This window comes from Eisenibacter elegans DSM 3317, from assembly GCF_000430505.1.
GTDB classification, from domain to species: domain Bacteria; phylum Bacteroidota; class Bacteroidia; order Cytophagales; family Microscillaceae; genus Eisenibacter; species Eisenibacter elegans.
Genome location: NZ_AUMD01000021.1, coordinates 171,723 through 190,467 on the forward strand (window position 1 = coordinate 171,723; position 18,745 = coordinate 190,467).

Sequence of the window (18,745 nt, forward strand, 5' to 3'; positions counted from 1 at the left end):
AAGCGGCAGAACTGAATTTGGAGGTTAGGGTTGGCAATGCTTTTGTAGCGCCTCTTGGGCGGGCTGATAACCGAGTGTCAGCGCCTTTTGCCAGCTTTCACAGGCGCGAGGCTTATCGCCAAGATTAAAAAAAGCCCAGCCTTGGTTATACCATACAAGGTCTTCGTGAGTGAGACCGCCGTATTGTAGCGCGTCAGCATAGTCATAAAGCGCATCTTGGTATTGCTTCAGGCGCGCCTGGCTGAAGCCGCGCTCTGCATAAGCATCCCCAAGGCGGGGGTTGTTGTTCAGAACTTGGCTATATAGCGCGATAGCTTGCTGAAACTCGCCGTTTTGGCGCGCTGCGCGTGCTTCGGCTAGTAGTTGGGCTTCGGGTTGCGCCTGAAGCAGCGCCGAGCCGCTCCAATAGCCCAACAGCAAACCCTGAACAATCAGTACCCCTAGTCTTTTCATTTGCAAAAAAGGCTGATGACATATTCGACTTCTTTGAAGCCTAGACTCTGCGCCTTTTTCCAGTCATCACAAGCATCTTTCATCGACCCTTTATCTTTAAAAACATTCCCACGGCGGTAGTAATAGTTTTCATTCTTGGGGTCTAATTTGATGGCTTGGGTCAGATCTTGGAGGGCGCGGTCATAGTTTTCAACATTTATAAAATACGTAGCACGGAGGTAATAGTTTTCTGCATTTTTGGGCTCATTGGCCAAAAGCGCGTCCAGCGCCGCAAAAGTTTGGCGTGATTCCTGTCTGCGGGAGTGAAAATACGCTTTTTCGCGGTAGGCGTTGGCTGGGTCTAGTTTGATGGCTTCTGCAAAAGCTGCTTCATAGCCCGCTGTATCCTGTTGAAAAGCTTTGAGATAGGCCATTTGTATAAAGGCAAAAAGCGGGTCTTTGGCTTTGAGTTTTTCAATCTCTGCGTAGCTTTTTGCTGTTTTTTGTTGAATCATATATAGCCAAGCCAAGGCGCTGAGCGCTTCTTGGGGGTTGAGATTGGCCCAGGCCTCATATTGTTTGATAGCAGACAGGGTGTCGCCTTGGCGCATATGCAAATCGGCCAGTTCGGGGTAAACTTCTTCGTATTGGGGGACGCTCTTTTTCAACTTCTCAAGCACGTCTACAGCTTTTTGTGCTTCTTGAACACCTTCGTAGAGAGAGGCCAAGTGTCGGTAGGCTTCTACAAAACTTGGGGCAAAACGGATGGCAGTGGTGAAGTCTTGTACCGCACCGTCGAGGTTACTTAAAAAAGCTCGGCTCAAGCCCCGCTCATTATAAGCTTGCGCGTTTTGGGGTTCGGCTTGCAGTACTTTGTCAAAGTCATATAACGAGCCTTGGTATAGCTCGGCCTTGCGCTTGGCATAACCCCGATAGAGGTAGGCCTCTAGGTAATTGGGATTGACTAGGATGGCTGTATCCAAGGCGGCGATGGCCTCGTCCCAGTTTTCATTTTGCAAATAATAAGCGCCTAACTCAAAATAAGCTGTATCCATTTGCGCCAAGGCGCGTGGTGCAGCGAGCCAAAGACTACAAGGGAGGATAAATGTTTGTAAAAACAAATATGTTAATTTTCTACTCATAAAAATCAGTAAATTATTCGTTGCTCAATTAGTCCATCAGTATCACAGGGGAGCAAGAGATTGGCAAATCTCGCCTGTTGGTTAGTGCTCATAGCTGGTTTCTTGTTGATAGAGGTATTGCAGAATAGCGCGTTCGGTGTGGGAGAGTTTGATTTGTCGGCGCTCCATCACCCGTTCGGCAGTTTCAATGGCCTTGTCCAGCTCATACACCTCAAATCCTTCTGCGCCTCCCCAAGCAAAGGAAGGGACGTGCTTAGGGGGAAATCCACCGCCAAACACATTGGCCGACACCCCGACTACCGTACCAGTGTTGAACATCGTATTGATGCCGGCCTTGGCGTGGTCGCCCATCAGCAGGCCGCAAAACTGCAATCCGGTGTCTTGAAAATCTTGCTCGGCGTAGCTCCAGACCTTCACAGTGCTATAGTTGTTCTTGAGGTTGGAGTTATTGGTATCGGCTCCTAGGTTACACCATTGCCCCAGCACGGCGTTGCCGAGGAAGCCTTCGTGGCCTTTGTTCGAATAGCCCCAGAAGATGCTGTTGCTGACCTCACCCCCGACCTTACAGTAAGGGCCTATGGTCGTATTGGGGCGTATTTTAGCGCCTATATTCACCACTGCCCCCTCACCAATAGCCACCGGGCCTTGGATGATAGCCCCCTCCTGAATATGGGCGTTTTTGCCGATGTATATCGGCCCTTGGCTGGCGTTTAAGATAGCGGCTTGTACTTGTGCGCCTTCTTCCAGAAAAACTTGGTCAAGTTGGTATCCCCGCGTGAGCGGGTCTGTAAGGGGCACACCGCTGCGCCCTTGGGTCAGGCGCTGGTAATCTTGTTGAATAACCGCTCCATTGTAAAGAAACAGCTCCCAAGGATACCGAATCAGGGTAGGAGGGTGAGGGTAGGGGAGTATATCAAAAGTAAGCGGCTGTAAGGGGTACTGAAACTCTTCGGCAGGCAAACAACAGGCAAGCAGCGTATCATCATAGGCCAGCCCTTGGCCTACCTCCAGCGCTGCGATGGCCTGTACCAATTCGGGTGTAGGCAATAAAGACCCCACAATGGCGATATTGGCCTCATCGAGGCTGTAGGCGGGGTATTTGTGTTGCAGATAGGGCACGGTCAGGTAGAGCGGCTCCGCTCCCCATAGCTGTGTCCACTTTTCGGCAATAGTATCGATGCCGATACGCAAGTCGGCAATGGCACGAGTAAAACTCAAGGGTTTGAGTTGCTCATGCAAACTGGGGGTATCAATCAAAAAATAGGGCTTAGGCATACAAGCGCAGGTCTTGATGAAAACGGTTTTAGCTCGAAAGATAAGGAGTTTTTGGGCATCAATCAACCTTTTTAAAACAAAACACCGCCCATACTCCTCAGGAGCAAGGGCGGCGTTAGGAGCAGATGAAACAGCACCCAGGCTTATTTCTTGGCAAAACGCTTGTTGAATTTCTCCACACGACCTGCAGTATCTACAAATACTTTCTTACCGGTGTAGAAGGGGTGTGACTCAGAGCTAACCTCTACCTTGTAAGCAGGGTAAGTCTTGCCTTCAAACTCTACTGTGTCGGTAGTTTCTACTGTAGAGCGGGTCAAAAACTTGGAATCGTTGGAAGTATCCCAAAATACTACCTCACGATAGTTAGGGTGAATGTCTTTTTTCATGGCTTAATGCAATGCTTATTGAGTTGCGAATTGATAGACTCTATCCAAAAAGGATTGCAAAGGTAGCAAACATCTAACATATTCACAATAAAACAGCTAGGAAAAAACCTTCCCCACGCTGTTGAACTTTATGAGCGACCTCAGGGTTTTTCAAACATAGCGCCCATAAGGCCGGGCTGCGTTTGTGAGGTATGTTATGAATGCCTCCTTACGGAGAAGCCACAAGTGATTAGATTTTCTCAAAACCTCCCCCCATCTCCATGATTACCCCCACTCATCTCAACAATGCCTATACTTACGAAACGTATACTGCCTTGATAGACCAGCTTCTGAGCGAGGGCAAAACAACAGGAACCAACCAGAGTGAGTTCTTGACCGAATACACCCGGATGAACCAACAGCGGATGAAACGTTGGGATAAGACCTATACACCAAGTGCTAAGGTGCAGGCTGCGGCTGCTCGCATCCAATCACCCCAAACTTGGCTTATCCTGACCGAAGGCTGGTGTGGTGATGCTGCCCAAAATATCCCGCTATTGGTCAAAATAGCCCGAAGCAACCCCCTGATTACCGTCAAGCTACTCCTGCGCGACGAGCATCTCGATGTCATGGATGCCTTCTTGACGGACGGTGGCCGGGCAATTCCCAAGCTCATTATCCTCAACGAAGCCTTAGAGGTTTTGGCCGACTGGGGGCCGCGCCCCAATACTGCCCAAATGATGGCCAAAGAGTTTAAAGCTCAGCCCGACGGGGATTTTAAAGTTTTTGCAGCCCAATTGCACAAGTGGTATGCCGACAACAAAGGCCAAGAATTGGAGCAGGAGCTGGAAGCCTTGCTGCAAAAGCTAGTCTGACTGTCTTGTGATTGTTGTTGGCATAGGCTATCTTCATGGTACATCCTGACCTGACTCCAAACTATTTAAGCCTGTTGCTTTAAGAAGCCGTAAAACAAGCCCAGAAACGTTACCAAGAAGTAATAAACGCCATGATGATGGACTTGAACTACATGCGTGAGGACTTGAGGAGTTGCCAGACGGCATCGGGGATGAAAGCCCAGCTCGATACCCTAGAGTACATCCTGTACCCATCACCATTTGACCTCGAATTTGATACGCTCATGGAGATAATCGAGCCTTTTTCAGAAGGCAAACCCAAGCGGCGCTAAGACCTCAAGACAATGAATATTTTTGCCCATAGCCATAGGTTGTGGTTTTTTTTGTATTTGCATCTATCTTTGCCCTTCTTTTTACGTACAAAGAGCAGTTTATAACCAATACCATATCATTATGAAACAATCGATACAGCGTTTTTTGGCCGTTTGTTTTGCCCTAGTGCTTGGCTGCTGGGGTTCGGCTATAGCCCAAAATCCAGAAGATATATTTTTTGGCGCAGATAGCACCAGCCGCCTCAATGTACCCCTCGGCATCACTACTTTTGGTGACCAAGCCTACGTGGGGATGCGTATTCAGCCCGAGATATCTCTCGGTAAAATCGGCTTTGGCCTTGATGTACCCTTGTTCTTTAGCCTTCAAGATGGATCTTTCCGTACCCAAGAGTTCCAAGACGGAATCTTGGGCGTATTGCGTATGGTGCGCTATTTCCGCTATGGCCGCAAAGGTCGTGATCCGCTTTTCTTTCGTCTTGGTGATTTGAGCCAGACCTACTTTGGCGGTGGCGGCCTTATCAACAACTACACCAACTCTCCTAGCTTTGAGCGCCGCAAAGTGGGTATCCTCTTTGATGTACGCCCCAACAAAATGTGGGGAGTCGAAGGGATGTACAGTGACTTCTCTACTACCGGCCTTTTTGCAGTGCGGCCATACGTACGCCCCTTGGCCAACTTGCCTATCCCTATCATCAACACGATGGAAGTAGGGGCAACCTATGCCGGCGATTATACCCAACAACTCATCAACTTTGAGGGAGAGTTAGAAGATGCGCGCTTCGTAAACAAAGGGATGAACGCCTTTGGCGCAGATTTGGGCTTTGTAATTTTTAACACTGATTTTCTCAACCTACGCCTCCTAGGCCAGTTCAACTACCTAGCACGCAATAGCGCCTTGGCTAGCTTCGTAACAGAATCTAACGAGGAGGCTGACGTACTTGGGGTTGACCGCCCATTTGCCAATGGCTATGATGCCGGGATTGGTGCCAGTGTGGGAGCTGTGGCTCGGATGAAGTTTATTGCCAATATTTTCAGCATCGAAGCCCGCCTTGAGCGCCTTTGGTATGGCAATAACTATATCCCTCAGTTTTTTGATGCTTTTTATGCCATCAATCCGGATGATAAAATCTTGCGCCTAGCCAATGCCGAGGGTGTACAAGGCATTTATGGCTCTTTGGGTGGGGTATTCCTCAACAAAATCCGACTCACAGGGGGCTTACAAGTACCTGATTTGATTTCGGAGGCCAACCCTGCCTTTATCTTCTTTACCCTTGACCCGGGTGATATCATCCCTAAGATTATCTTCAATGCCAACTATTTCAAAGGTGGTCTGACTACTTTCAACGACGCGCTTGTGCTTGACCAGCGCTCGCTAGCAACAGCCTTGATAGCCTACAAAATCAAGCCTTTCCTCGCCGCCGGGGTACAGTATCGCTGGACTTTTGCCCTCACCGAAGTAGACGGTGTAGAGCAGTTCCGTGCTACCAGTATGGTGATGCCTTATGTAGGGCTCACTATGCCGCTGGGCTTCCTAAACGGCAACTAAAAACATAGCAGCTCATCAGGCGTAATGGATGACAAAAATAAGCGCTCCGTCGACCAAGTCTTCGGAGCGCTTGCTATTCAAACATACACAAAAAATAATCGAAACTAAAAACCAGTTTCTTAAGCCTGTTTGGCAAATTGGATGTTGCCGACAATTTTTACCTCATTGCTGACAACCACGCCTCCGGCTTCTGTAACTGCATCCCACGCCAAGCCAAATTCTTTGCGCAAAATCTTGCCTTCTAGCTCAAAGCCGGCCTTGGTATTGCCATAAGGATCTACCATAGTGCCACCGTAGGTTACATCGAGAGTTACTTCTTTGCTGATACCGCGGATGCTCAAATTGCCCACGAGTTGGTACTCACCTGCGCCTGTCTTCTTGAAAGCTGTGCTCTCAAAAGTCATTTTAGGGTGTGCAGCTGCCGCAAAAAAATCCTCTGAGCGAAGGTGCTCATCACGCTGACCGTTGTTGGTGTCAATGCTTGATACATCTGCCGAAAAACTGATCTTGGCATCACTGAAGTCTTCTTGACCCGCCTCAAGGCTGGCATTGAAGTCTTTGAAACGTCCGGTTACAGTAGAAATTACCAAGTGCTTTACTTTGAAAAGCAGCTCTGAGTGCATAGGGTCTAATTGCCAAGTTGCCATAATGATGGAGTGATTTAAGATGAAATGGGGATATTATTAAGTGTTTGAACATATAACGTTTAAACATATAATATGGTTTACAAGTGTTATACTTTTCCCACAGAGTTTTATAAATTTTATATACAAACAATTGATTGTCAATATATTACAAATAAATTAATTTTGTTGTATCCCCCATCCAATCCAGGCTTCAACATAAGAGTACTGTTGTGTGGGACTAGCCAAAGGCTCCCGAAACCACACAATATTTTGGTGCTGGGGTATTATGTGTTGGCGGGTATTTCCCTAATAAATAGGGCGAAAAAATCAGAATGTATTGACACAAAGCTGCTAAACATTCCGTATAACCAAATATATTATCACCAAAATAAGCGCGGCGTATGAACAAGTTACTACTGATAAGCAGCATATTCTTGATGGCTCAGGCTTGTGGAGGAGAGCAAACCGCCGACAACCACACCACCCCTCAAAATACCAATCCTCAAGAGGTGGCCATAGAGCAAACCCCCAAAACAACCACCGAAAAACCTCAGGAACTCCCCGACTTGGCGACCCAACTACAGCAACCACAGGCTAAGGAAGTGGCTTCAAAAGAAACAGGGCGCAATGTCAAGGCGTTGATAGCACAATTGCGCAAAGACGCAAGCGTAGAGTTGATATTTGCCGAGCCTGATTATGGCAAGACACAGACCGACAGCGTGTTTGAGGGCTATGAAGTCCGCCTGACTACTAGCTGCCTCAATGATGAGGGCGTATTACAAGAAATGTATGATATGGCGGGTCTTGCTCCCAAAGCATATATGGTATCACATAACTACCAGACAACCGTACAAATCGGCCACGCAGGCCAAGAAATTGTTGTGCGTAATATTCGCAAAGAAGACCTCCAAGGGCAGTTGATGCCGCGCTTTGTAGAAGATGCTATCTTGAAGCATCCTGAGCTGTTAGGTTTCAACACCCGAACTAAAGAATTACAACTGGCGTTCATTATAGGAATACCCAGTACAGACTTGGTAGTAATGGTACAAGTGGCTGTTGATATGAAAGGCCAAGTACGGGTAACTGCCATCGAAAACTTGATGATGTAAGCCTGTGCTTACCCTAGGATTTCAAATGTTTTTGTTTGTGTTTGTTTGAATTTCAAAATGCCCTTATGCTTTGCGTACGGGCGTTTTTGTTGGGATTGAGCGGTCGTGTGTGGGCTTTTTAGCGTTTTACTTTGAAGCCCAATACCAGCATATCGTCTACTTGTTCTATTTCTCCCATCCAATCATTCATCACATCATCGAGTACGTGGCGCTGCTCATCCATTCGTAGTGTATGGATATTGAGTAGGAGTTGATGCAAGCGTTTGGTCGTAAACTTTTTCTCGTCGCGGCTACCTATTTGGTCTTGAAACCCATCGGTAAGTAGGTAAAACACTGTGGGCTTGTCAAGGGGGATGGTATGGGTGCTAAACTTACGTTCGTTGCCCTTGATGTGCCAGCCTCCCACAGGGTTATTGTCGCCTTGGATAATGCGGATTTCCTTGTTTTGGATATAAAGCAGCGGATTGTATGCGCCGGCATAGAGCATTTCTTCTTCCTCTAGGTCAATAACACAGATGGCGGCATCCATCCCATCTTGGTTATTGGTCTCATTTTGCTTGAGGGCGATGCGTATTTCTTGGTGTAGGCGATACAATATTTGGCTAGGCTCTACGATTCCTTCGTGGATTACGATATTGTTGAGCAAGTCGTTGCCAATAGCGCTCATAAATGCTCCGGGTACGCCGTGGCCGGTACAGTCGATGGCTGCAATGACAATTTTTTCGTTGATAATCTCCTTCAACACCCGTCTAGCCCCTTTTTCTGTCAGTACTTCTTCGTAGATAGGCTTGGGGTCAGTTTTGGCAAACCAATAAAAGTCGCCCGAAACAATGTCTTTTGGCTTAAATAACACAAAGGCATCTCCCACCACGTGTTGGAGTTGGTGAATGGGGGGCAGTATCGCCTCTTGGATACGCTGAGCGTAGCTGATACTGTCGATGATTTGTTCTTTTTGTTGCTGTATTTGGTTGTAGACTTTGGCATTTTCAAGGGCAATGACGGCATAGTTGCCCAAGTTGCGCAGCAAGTCTAGGTGTAGAGGCTGGTACAGATTAGGCTCTGTACTTTGGACAGTAATCACCCCGACGGGTTTTCCGTGCGACATCAAAGGCAGCATCATTAAAGACTGAGGTGGGTTGGTGGCCTGTCCATTGACCTGCATCAGGCCTAAGGGGTAGGGGAGGGCTTGCTCGCGCAAATCGGGCAGCAGCAGGTCGTGGCGTTGTAGAAAACAATGAGCTTCAAGGCTGTGTTCCTCATTTTCCAGCGAGAGACTGTATTCATAGGGCGCAGCCTGTGTGGTGGCGTGGGTAAAAAACTCAAGATGATTGTGCCTTGGGTTGTATACCCCAATACCAAAAGAGCTGGCCTGTAGCAAATCCTGCATAGGGTTGACCGCCCTCTGGATAATATTGAGGATAGAGAAATTGGTGGCTATTTCTTGGCCAAGGGCGTTGAGGGTTCGGAAATACTCTGCAAAGCGCGTCAGCTCACGGCGTTCGGCCTCGGTGTTGTCTTGCTGGCTTTCGAGGGCGATGCTGCGTTCTTCAAATTCTTCGGACACCAAGTTGAAAAGCGCTTTGACTTGAGCGATTTCGTTGTCCATTGTTTGTGCCGCCACTATATCCATACGTCGCTGTTCGATATTGCTCACACCTTTGTCTATGAGCATACTGGGCGATACTTGGTCAAAGACTTCTTCCATATTGGCACGCAAGGCCTGCAAGGGCTTGATGATGTCTTTCCAGATAAAGAAGGCTAACTGCGCAAAAATCAACAACATCAATCCCATCCCAATACCGGTGATAGTACTGAGCCGTGTTTTGAAATTTGTCTGTGCTTGGTGCGTATTTACTTGTAGGGCTTCGGTTTGTTGGCGGGTATTGACCAATAGCTCCATCCATCGTGCACCGGTACCGCTAGTATTGCTCAGGTCTAGCTGTTCTTCGAGGGCAGTAGCCTGCGAAAAACTTTTGGCGTAGCGTTCCCAACGGTATAGCTGTTCATTGGCATCAGGGGCAGTGCTTGCCTTGAGCAGGGTGCTGATTTCTTGGGCTGTACGTTTCCAATAGTCGAGTTGTTCGGCTTGGCGTGTGCTCCAATAGCTTTGCTCGGCGGCGCGTAGTTGGTATTGGCGTTGCTCGAATATAGCAGGGTTTTGACTCACCAAGGTGTTGAGCGCCAACTGTGCGTCATAACGTGCGCCTTTTTCTAAACTCCCCCTGCTGACCCAGAGCTTGGCTACGGCCTCTGATTCTTGCGCCAGTTTTTTTGCTTGTTGTTGTAGCTCCTTGAAGAGCAACAAGGTTTGGTTGCTATGGCCATACCAAGCGTCTAGTTGGTCTATGCTGAGCTTGACTTGGCGATGCGAGTAATCAAAGTCATCCAATATTTTTTTGAGCGCCTTGTCGTCTGCCGGGAGCTGTTGTTGTACTGTCCAGTATTGGTTTTGTAGTTGGCCTATTTGCTGGTGTAATGTTTGTAGTTCATACAAGGCTTGTTGGGTTTGTCGTTGGCGTTCTAGGGTATATAAAGTACTTATATACAGCATTATACCGGCGAATAAAAATATACCCAAAGACCAAGCTAGGCGGTATTGAACTGAAAAAAACAAACGTCTTAGTGTTGGTATCATATCAAGAGTTGCAGCCTGTTTCCAAAGTTACTAAAACTTTATCTTGAGCTTAACGAAGATGCGGGCATTTTTTTGATATAAGTTCAAAAATACTCTTTTTGGTGATTTCAAAGTTGGTGTACCTTAACCCCTCGCAATGAGACCATACGCTGGTGTACAATACCTTTGAGATGCCAAATGCGAGGCGCGCCATATTTTAGCGAATTTTCTTGCAAAAAACTTGCCTATCCTGTAACGTTACACGATGAAGTCAGTATACCCTTCTAACAATCTCATTCACACAAACCAATACCCCTATGCGTATCACAAACTTTTCAACCCAACAGCGACTGTCCCTCGTGTTTTTGGGGCTGACGTTATTAGGTGTCTTGCCCTCTTGTGGAGGAGGCGGTGGCTCCAGCGAAGGTTATAGGCAAAAATCTGCCGCCACAGAGGCGGAGTATGCCGAAGAGAGCGCTGCTTCTTATGACACACAAGAGGCTCCTCGGGAGCTGGATGCCCAGGCCTCCGAAATAGACCAGAGGCAGTTTGTATCGCTCGATAATCGCCTCAACCTCGATAGCAGTGGACGGGAGTTTATCCGGACAGCGCGGTTGCGGTTTGAGGTCAAGCAAGTAAAACAGGCCACACTCAAAGTAGAAAACCTAGTAGCCCAATACAAGGGCTTCATCATCAGTGCCCAGCTCGAAAGCAAACCGCGTGGAGAATACTATACGCCTATCAGCGCCGATTCCACCTGCCATACCCGTGTATATCACCTCCAAAACCAGCTGACCTTGCGTATCCCCAGCCGGCAGTTGGATGCTTTTCTCAAAGAATTACAGCCACTGGTACAATACCTAGAGTACTTCCGCCAAAACGCCGAGGATGTGAGTCTCTTGCAAATGCAGAAGCGTGTGGCTGCCCGGCGCTGGGCGTTAGCTGCCAGCCAACAACAGCAAAATGTAGCACAAAAGCCCGGCGATCTAATGCAGACTTCTGATGTACAAACACGCCTGCTGTATCAACAGCTTCAGGCCGATGAGCAAGAGTTTGAAGTCAAACAATTGGCCGACCAAGTGGCTTTTGCCACAGTATATTTGGAGCTGTATGAATCTAGTCGTCATCACCAAGTGATTGTCGCCGATACGTATACCATCAAACCTTATCGCCCTAGTTTTGGCAAGCGTGCGCTGGATGCGCTACAAGGTGGCTGGGAAGGCTTGGTCAATTTTGTGCTCCTACTGTTCCGTTGGTGGCCCGGAGTACTTATGCTCACAGCGATTGCTGGATGGTGGATATACCGTAAACGTAAAGCCTAGTTACAATCTCCTAACAAACGTTATAGATAAAGCAGCGAGCACCAAGGATTAAGCTCTTGGTTTGTGCCAGCTAAGAAGTACGATTTTGGTACAAGCCTGAATCCTTTCTAAAGGCAGCCTATGGGGCAACCCTTGGGCTGCAAAAATGTCCTAGGGTATGAGTTTTGGCTAAACCAAGGGTAGCTTTTTACGAAAAACAAAGCATTTTGTGTAAATTGCCTGCCTAACACACCCCGCAATGACGCAATTGTTTTTTTCCCATCCTATTATCAAAGCTTGCTTTGTAGCTTTGATTTTTTCTTGTTTTATATTGCCTGTCAAGCCCTTGCAGGCCCAAATGGAGGCCGAAGCAGCAGTTACTTATCATACCCGCAAGCGCGAGATGCGGGGTGTTTGGATAACGACAGTATTCGGCAGTGATTTTCCCAAACACATTGGTACCAATAGCTATGCTCAAAAGGAACAGATGAGGCAACTCATTGATAGCTTGGCGGCAGCAGGAATCAACAGTGTGTTTTTTCAGGTGCGCCCTAGTGGTGATGCTTTCTACCAGACCCACCTTGCGCCTTGGTCCGAATGGCTGACGGGGGTGCAGGGACGCGCTCCCGAACCTTTTTATGACCCGCTGGCTCTTCTGATAGAGCACTGTCACCTCCACGGGATAGAAGCCCACGCGTGGCTCAATCCTTATCGGGCCACACATAACATCGAAAAAACACAGCCCCACGACAGCCACTTACTCAAGTCGCGCCCAGATTGGATTTTGACCTATGGTAAAAAGCGTATCCTTAATCCGGGGTTGCCACAAGTGCGCCAACACATTGTTGAGGTAGTAAAAGACTTAATTATCCGCTATGACCTTGACGGGATTCACTTCGATGATTATTTCTACCCTTATCCCGAAAAAGATCTTTCTATCAACGACCTCAACACGTATGTTCAATACAATGAGCGGCAACTGGCCTTGGACGATTGGCGACGCGACAATGTTGACAAGCTGATTCGTGATGTTTCGGAAACGATTCAAAAATACAAACCCTTGGTCAAATTTGGTGTCAGCCCTCCGGGCGTATGGCGCAACCAACAAGACGACCCTCGCGGCTCTGCGACCCGCGCCGGTATTCCGGCCTATGATGCGATATTTGCCAATAGCTTGCGTTGGCTCGAAGAAGGGTGGATTGACTACATTGCTCCGCAACTGTATTGGCACATAGGCCATCCGACGGCTGATTTTCAGACCTTGATTGACTGGTGGGCGGCGCAAAAAAATTCAGGGAGACACATCTACATCGGCCACGCCCTCTACAAAGGGGTAGAAAACAGTTGGAATAATCGTCGTGAGATTATCCATCAGATAGAGGCCATACGCAAGCTCCCCAATATTCAGGGAAGCATCCATTTTCGTGCGGCACATCTTTTTGCGGCCAACTCCGAGTACCCAATACAAGTAAGGCAGGCATACCAAAGCCCCATTTTGTTACCCAATATGCCTTGGAAAGACAGCATTCCGCCGCTTAGCCCGCGCCGCCTAATGGTAGCACAAGATACCAGCGGGGTCTTGTTGCGTTGGGTAGAGCCATATCCGGCAGCTGATCAAGACGAGGCGCAGGCCTATGTCATCTACCGCTGTCTTAGCAGTGAAGTACTCCAGATAGAAAACCCTCGGCACATCCTTTCGGTCAAGCACCGAACAACAGATTTTTTTGACCAAACCGGAACGGTAGGGGCTTCGTATGTTTATGGAGTATCGGCATTGGATAAAATGCACAACGAAAGCAGCGTTACCAAGGTACGGGTAAGCCGCTATGGCGACCGCAGCGAAGACACCTCTCTCATTATCTACCTGAGGCTTCCCTAGCCTGTGGGGTGGTATTCAAAAAACTACCCCATTATCTGTGAATAGTCCCTAAAGGCTCAGCCCTGTGAGGTTTTCTTTACTTAAAGGCTTGTTGATAAATTCTTTGACATACGAATACTTCTTGGAGCGTTTGATGTCTTTCGAATTGATAGAAGATGTCAGCATCACAATTTTGCTAAAGTTTTGAATGCGCGAGGGGAGCTTTTCGAACTCATCCAAAAACTGAAACCCGTCCATCAGCGGCATATCAATATCCAAGAAAATAATTTCTGGCAAACCATTCTCAGCCCCCACTACTTCCACGAGTTTGTCAGCGTTTTTGAGAAACTCTATGGCGCTCTTCCCGCCGGTGTGCACAAAAATATGATTACAGATACTGGCAGACTCGATGATGCGTTGGTTGATGAGGTTGTCAATTTCGTTGTCGTCGATGAGCATTACGATGTTGTACTTTGCCATAAGAGGTAGTGCTATTTAGGAGTTCGAGATAATGAGGGTTTTTAGAGCCTCTGGGGAGGTATCAATTGCAAGATACATATTTCTTTACAATGACCTTAAAAGTCTGTAAGAAAATTACGTATTGATAAGTCTGTTTTTGTGTTAAGTTGTGAAACAGGCGCTTCCCTAGCTTTTGGGCTGGGGAGGCGCTTGAGTGATGGAGGTTTGTGATACGGTTTAGATATCAAATTTGATGCCTTGAGCCAAGGGCAAGCTTGCTCCATAATTGATGGTATTGGTTTGGCGGCGCATATATGCCTTCCAGGCATCGGAGCCAGACTCGCGGCCTCCACCGGTTTCTTTTTCGCCACCAAAAGCGCCACCTATTTCGGCTCCCGACGTACCGATATTGACATTGGCAATTCCACAATCAGAGCCATTGGCCGACAAGAAGCGTTCGGTTTCGAGTAAGTGATTGGAGAAAACAGCTGAGGAGAGCCCTTGGCGTACACTGTTTTGGATGGCAATAGCCTCCTCTATTGCACCTTGATACGAAATCAGGTACAAAATGGGTGCAAAAGTTTCGGTTTGAACCATTTCATATTCATTTTTGGCTTCGACCAAGGCAGGGCTTACATAGTATCCTTGCTCGTAAGGGCTGTGGTTGAGCGCTTCTCCGCCACACAATAGCCGTCCTCCTTCGGCTTGTACCTTGTTGAGGGCTTGTTGGAATTGCTCTACGGCAGCGGCATCAATCAGTGGGCCTACCAATACACCTTCGGCCAAGGGGCTGCCGATACTGAGTGTTGGGTATATTTGTAGGAGGCGGTTTTTGACTTGTTCGTAGACCTGCTCGTGAACAATAAGGCGGCGGGTAGTGGTACAGCGTTGCCCGCAGGTACCTACAGCGCCAAAAATAGTTGCGCGAATGGCCATTTCGAGATTGGCTTCGGGCGTGATGATGATGGCATTGTTGCCACCCAGCTCTAAGATAGTTTTGCCTAGGCGTGCGCCTACTGTTTGGGCTACTTGCTTGCCCATTCGGGTAGAGCCGGTAGCCGAAATAAGGGGGACACGTTCGTCTTCGGTCATCCAAGTGCCGGCAGCCGCTTCTCCCTGCAAAAGGCAGAAAATGCCTTCAGGCAGCTGGTTTTCGGCCAAAACTTCGGCAATAATCCGCTGGCAGGCAATGGCACACAGTGGGGTTTTTTCGGAGGGTTTCCATATACATACATCTCCACAGACGGCGGCTATCATCGCGTTCCAAGACCATACGGCCACTGGGAAGTTGAAAGCCGAAATAATACCCACAATCCCTAGGGGGTGGTATTGCTCAAACATCCGGTGCTCGGGGCGCTCGGAGTGGGTAGTCATCCCATAGAGTTGGCGCGAGAGTCCGACGGCAAAATCACAGATATCAATCATCTCCTGTACTTCTCCTAAACCCTCTTGATAGAGCTTGCCCATCTCGATAGAGACCAAGCGCCCCAATGGTTCTTTGTATTGTCGTAGGCGCTCACCAATCTGCCGTACAATTTCCCCGCGCTTAGGGGCAGGAACATTGCGCCATACCTTGAAAGCCGCTTCTGCCTTTTCTATCAAGGCATCATACTCTGCACGGGTGGCATATTGTACTTCGGCCAGTGCTTGACCATTGATAGGCGAGTAGCTGGTGAAGGCGCTGTGTTCGTCGCTCAGCACCCCCCATTCTTGGCCAGAGCTAGAGGCCGGATTGCGGGGCTTAATGCCTAAGGTTGTGAGGGTTTCCTGTAATTGTAGTATTTGCATCATAGGAGTTATGAATGGCTGTGCGAACAAAAATCGCAGGTGTAGTATTGATTTGATGGGTAAATGTACTAAAAAATCACATAGCTTGGGGGCTTCCTCACAAATGAATCACCTTGGGGGAATCCCTCAGAATAGAGTACGAACGCGTCAAAGTTTGTATATTTGCACTCGTTTGGTTGGCGCTCTGTGGCGCTGCTTAATATTCTCATCATCATCTCACATTTCAACTATGGGGCTTCAATGCGGAATTGTAGGTCTGCCCAACGTGGGTAAGTCGACCTTGTTCAATGCTTTATCTTCTTCGGCCAAGGCCGAATCGGCCAACTATCCTTTCTGTACCATCGAGCCTAATGTAGGCAAAGTAACCGTGCCCGACGAGCGTATCGACCAACTGGCTGAGTTGGTACAGCCTGAGCGCATTCTGCCTACCGTCATTGAGTTTGTAGACATTGCCGGGTTGGTCAAAGGGGCAAGCCAGGGCGAGGGCTTGGGCAACAAGTTCTTGGGTAATATCCGCGAGGTAGATGCCATCATCCACGTGGTACGCTGCTTTCAGGACCCCAACATCGTTCACGTCGCCGGCAAGGTAGACCCTGTGGCCGACAAAGAAATCATCGATACAGAGCTACAGCTCAAAGACCTCGAAAGCATCGACAAGCGCATTGCGAAGGTAGAACGTACGGCCAAGGCGGGTGATGCTGCCGCCAAAAAAGAATATGAGTTGCTCTCAAGGTTTAAAAGTACTTTAGAATCGGGCCAAAACGCCCGACTAGTAAGCTACAGCGCCGATGAAGCTGCCTATATCGATAGCCTACAGCTATTGACGATTAAACCTGTCATTTATGTGGCCAATGTAGAAGAAAGCGCTATCCACAACGGCAACGAATACGTAGAGGCGCTCCGCCAAGCTGTAGCCGATGAGGGGGCAGAGGTAATCATTGTTTCGGCAGCTATAGAAGCTGAAATAGCCGAGCTGACTGAGCCCGAAGAGAAGGCGGTGTTCTTGGCTGAATATGGCCTGAAAGAGTCGGGGCTAAGCCGCCTCATCAAAACCTCATACCGCTTGTTGAATTTGATTACATACTTCACCGCCGGCAAGAAGGAAGTACGTGCTTGGACTATCCGCCAAGGCTGGAAGGCTCCCCAAGCCGCAGGGGTGATTCACTCAGATTTTGAGCGGGGATTCATCCGCGCCGAAGTTATCAAAATACCTGACTATATGCAGTACAGAAGCGAAGCTGCCTGCCGCGATGCTGGAAAAATTGCTGTAGAAGGAAAAGAATATATTGTAGAAGATGGGGATGTGATGCACTTCCGCTTCAATGTATAGCAGATAGCCTGTTCCTGTATAGAGGCGTAAGCGGCTTAGGGATAGGCGAGCAGTACCCCACAGCACGAAGTGCGAGGAGTACAGCCGCCTAGCCCGACCCGAAGGGGAAGCCCCAGTTATTTGTAGTGGTTCAAAAGCTCGTAGAAAATGGTGTTTTTCAAAGATTTGATGTTTTGTTTTTGCCAAATATCCTACTTAGTCGATAGAATATTAATAGTATTCTTGCAAAAGCCTTTAGAATTACAGAAATTGCAGCGTCTTTAAAAGTCTACCAAGATTATGGATATACTCAGATTTTTTACAGCCGGCAGCGTAGATGACGGCAAAAGCACCCTTATCGGTCGATTGCTCTATGACAGCCGTGCTATTCCGCTAGACTTGCTCGAAGCCATTGAGCGAGCCAGCAAAAACAAGAACGACGGCGAGATAGACCTTGCCCTCTTGACGGATGGCTTGCGTGATGAGCGCGCTCAAGGCATTACTATTGATGTGGCCTACAAGTATTTCCAAACCGAGCGGCGCAAGTTCATTATTGCCGATACTCCCGGGCACGTACAGTATACCCGCAATATGGTTACGGGAGCCTCTAATTGCCAGCTGGCTGTCATCTTAGTGGATGCTCGCGAAGGAGTAACCGAGCAAACCAAGCGCCATACCTATCTCTGTCATCTGTTGGGGATTAAGCATATGGTCATTGCCATCAACAAAATGGACTTGGTAGACTATGCCGAGAGCCGTTTTGAGGAAATTATAGCCGACTACGAGGCTTTTGCTGCGCCGTTGGCCATCGCCAATCTGGCCTTTATACCCGTGTCGGCGCTCAAAGGCGACAACATCGTCCATCCGTCTGCTCGGATGCCTTGGTACAAGGGCTTGGCCTTATTGCCCTTCCTCGAAGAGGTGTCTATTGTAGAAGTGCTCTCTACTCAGCCCCGTTTTCAGGTGCAATATGTTATCCGTCCTCAAACCGATGCGCTACACGATTATCGTGGCTATGCCGGGCGCATCAATAGCGGTACTTACAAAGCAGGGCAGGAGGTAGTGATATTGCCCTCGGGCTTACGCACAACATTGGCCGCCATAGAATTTGACGGCCAACAACTGCCCGAAGCAAGCGCGCCTATGTCTGTGGTATTACACTTGGCCGAAGATGTCGATGTAAGCCGTGGCGATATGATTGTGCCTGCTACAGAGGCTCCCACACTCAGCCGTGAGTTGAGGGCCTCTCTCTGCTGGATGGAAAACCAGCCGCTCAATCTTTCCAAAAAATACTTACTCCAACACAACAGCCGCCTCATTCGATGTGCTGTGAAGGAAGTAAGCCAAAAAACGGATATACACACCCTAGAGGCTGTTTTGGGAGACAATACACTGTTACTCAATGATATTGGGCAGGTTGTTATCCGCTTGGCTGCGCCTATAGCTGCCGATACCTATAGCCAAAATCGCGAAAATGGTGCTTTTATCCTGATTGATGAGCAACACAATAATACTGTTGCCGCCGGAATGATTACGGCTGTCGAAATATAGGCTGTTGCACACGCTACTGAATATTTTTCAAATCCCGCAGTTTTAACTGTGGGCGAGGCCTCATTTTGCCCCCAAAATGAGGCCTTAGTTTGTCTCTGAGGTGCTTTTCCAAAAATGTCCATTGGTGCGGCTGTTGCATTACCTCGGTGTAAATCTTTAGCTCTTCTGTTATTTTGGCGCTCAA

At 48.3% G+C, this 18,745-nt stretch carries 16 protein-coding genes; 8 read left to right on the forward strand and 8 right to left on the reverse strand.

All coding sequences use genetic code 11. The features are described 5' to 3' along the window. Positions 1-24: 24 nt before the first annotated feature. The 4 genes from G499_RS0109555 to G499_RS0109570 form a co-directional block, all read right to left on the reverse strand. Positions 25-453: a tetratricopeptide repeat protein gene (locus G499_RS0109555; protein WP_026999756.1), complete on the reverse strand. Its 429-nt coding sequence runs from the start codon at positions 451-453 to the stop codon at positions 25-27. Next, positions 450-1,574 carry a tetratricopeptide repeat protein gene (locus tag G499_RS0109560; RefSeq protein WP_081413735.1) on the reverse strand — a complete coding sequence of 375 codons (1,125 nt, stop codon included), beginning with the start codon at positions 1,572-1,574 and terminating at the stop codon, positions 450-452. The genes G499_RS0109555 and G499_RS0109560 overlap by 4 nt, the downstream gene beginning before the upstream one ends. An 81-nt stretch (positions 1,575-1,655) precedes the next feature. Continuing rightward, positions 1,656-2,849, reverse strand: a complete 1,194-nt coding sequence (locus G499_RS0109565) for a GlmU family protein (RefSeq protein ID WP_026999758.1) — start codon at positions 2,847-2,849, stop codon at positions 1,656-1,658. 143 nt (positions 2,850-2,992) lie between these two features. Then, positions 2,993-3,235 carry a type B 50S ribosomal protein L31 gene (locus G499_RS0109570; RefSeq protein WP_026999759.1) on the reverse strand — a complete coding sequence of 81 codons (243 nt, stop codon included), beginning with the start codon at positions 3,233-3,235 and terminating at the stop codon, positions 2,993-2,995. Positions 3,236-3,495: 260 nt separating this feature from the next. On the opposite strand from G499_RS0109570, the gene G499_RS0109575 reads away from it, so the two are divergent. From G499_RS0109575 to G499_RS0109585, 3 genes are all read left to right on the forward strand, one after another. Then, entirely contained in the window at positions 3,496-4,089 is a 594-nt protein-coding gene (locus G499_RS0109575; RefSeq protein ID WP_035727103.1) for a thioredoxin family protein, read from the forward strand. Positions 4,090-4,220: 131 nt separating this feature from the next. After that, entirely contained in the window at positions 4,221-4,400 is a 180-nt protein-coding gene (locus G499_RS0109580; protein ID WP_026999761.1) for a hypothetical protein, read from the forward strand. A 121-nt stretch (positions 4,401-4,521) separates the two neighbouring features. Continuing rightward, entirely contained in the window at positions 4,522-5,946 is a 1,425-nt protein-coding gene (locus G499_RS0109585; RefSeq protein WP_026999762.1) for a hypothetical protein, read from the forward strand. 119 nt (positions 5,947-6,065) lie between these two features. Here G499_RS0109585 and G499_RS0109590 read toward each other — a convergent pair whose 3' ends face one another. Next, positions 6,066-6,593 carry a YceI family protein gene (locus G499_RS0109590; RefSeq protein WP_026999763.1) on the reverse strand — a complete coding sequence of 176 codons (528 nt, stop codon included), beginning with the start codon at positions 6,591-6,593 and terminating at the stop codon, positions 6,066-6,068. A 380-nt stretch (positions 6,594-6,973) separates the two neighbouring features. Here G499_RS0109590 and G499_RS0109595 point away from each other — a divergent pair, with 380 nt between their 5' ends. Continuing rightward, complete coding sequence (locus tag G499_RS0109595) at positions 6,974-7,681, forward strand: DUF4738 domain-containing protein (RefSeq protein ID WP_026999764.1); 708 nt, start codon at positions 6,974-6,976, stop codon at positions 7,679-7,681. Between the two features lie 118 nt (positions 7,682-7,799). Here G499_RS0109595 and G499_RS0109600 read toward each other — a convergent pair whose 3' ends face one another. Next, positions 7,800-10,232, reverse strand: a complete 2,433-nt coding sequence (locus G499_RS0109600; protein WP_161627727.1) for a PP2C family protein-serine/threonine phosphatase — start codon at positions 10,230-10,232, stop codon at positions 7,800-7,802. A gap of 380 nt (positions 10,233-10,612) precedes the next feature. Here G499_RS0109600 and G499_RS0109605 point away from each other — a divergent pair, with 380 nt between their 5' ends. Together G499_RS0109605 and G499_RS19440 are read left to right on the forward strand one after the other, a co-directional pair. Beyond that, positions 10,613-11,617 carry a DUF4349 domain-containing protein gene (locus G499_RS0109605; RefSeq protein ID WP_026999766.1) on the forward strand — a complete coding sequence of 335 codons (1,005 nt, stop codon included), beginning with the start codon at positions 10,613-10,615 and terminating at the stop codon, positions 11,615-11,617. Between the two features lie 238 nt (positions 11,618-11,855). After that, positions 11,856-13,475 (forward strand): glycoside hydrolase family 10-like protein, encoded by a 1,620-nt coding sequence (locus G499_RS19440; RefSeq protein WP_051296129.1) that lies wholly within the window; start codon positions 11,856-11,858, stop codon positions 13,473-13,475. Between the two features lie 48 nt (positions 13,476-13,523). Here the strand turns inward: G499_RS19440 and G499_RS0109615 are convergent, their stop codons facing one another. Further along, the gene (locus G499_RS0109615) at positions 13,524-13,934 is read right to left on the reverse strand and encodes a response regulator (RefSeq protein WP_026999767.1); all 411 of its coding nucleotides are present in this window, start codon (positions 13,932-13,934) and stop codon (positions 13,524-13,526) included. 216 nt (positions 13,935-14,150) lie between these two features. Continuing rightward, positions 14,151-15,701 (reverse strand): L-piperidine-6-carboxylate dehydrogenase, encoded by a 1,551-nt coding sequence (amaB, locus tag G499_RS0109620; protein WP_211231608.1) that lies wholly within the window; start codon positions 15,699-15,701, stop codon positions 14,151-14,153. 229 nt (positions 15,702-15,930) lie between these two features. On the opposite strand from amaB, the gene ychF reads away from it, so the two are divergent. Both ychF and G499_RS0109630 read left to right on the forward strand, forming a co-directional pair. After that, on the forward strand, positions 15,931-17,031 hold the full coding sequence (ychF, locus tag G499_RS0109625; protein WP_026999769.1) for a redox-regulated ATPase YchF: 1,101 nt from the start codon (positions 15,931-15,933) through the stop codon (positions 17,029-17,031). A gap of 279 nt (positions 17,032-17,310) precedes the next feature. Next, positions 17,311-18,561 (forward strand): sulfate adenylyltransferase subunit 1, encoded by a 1,251-nt coding sequence (locus tag G499_RS0109630; RefSeq protein ID WP_026999770.1) that lies wholly within the window; start codon positions 17,311-17,313, stop codon positions 18,559-18,561. The last annotated feature ends 184 nt before the right edge of the window (positions 18,562-18,745 follow it).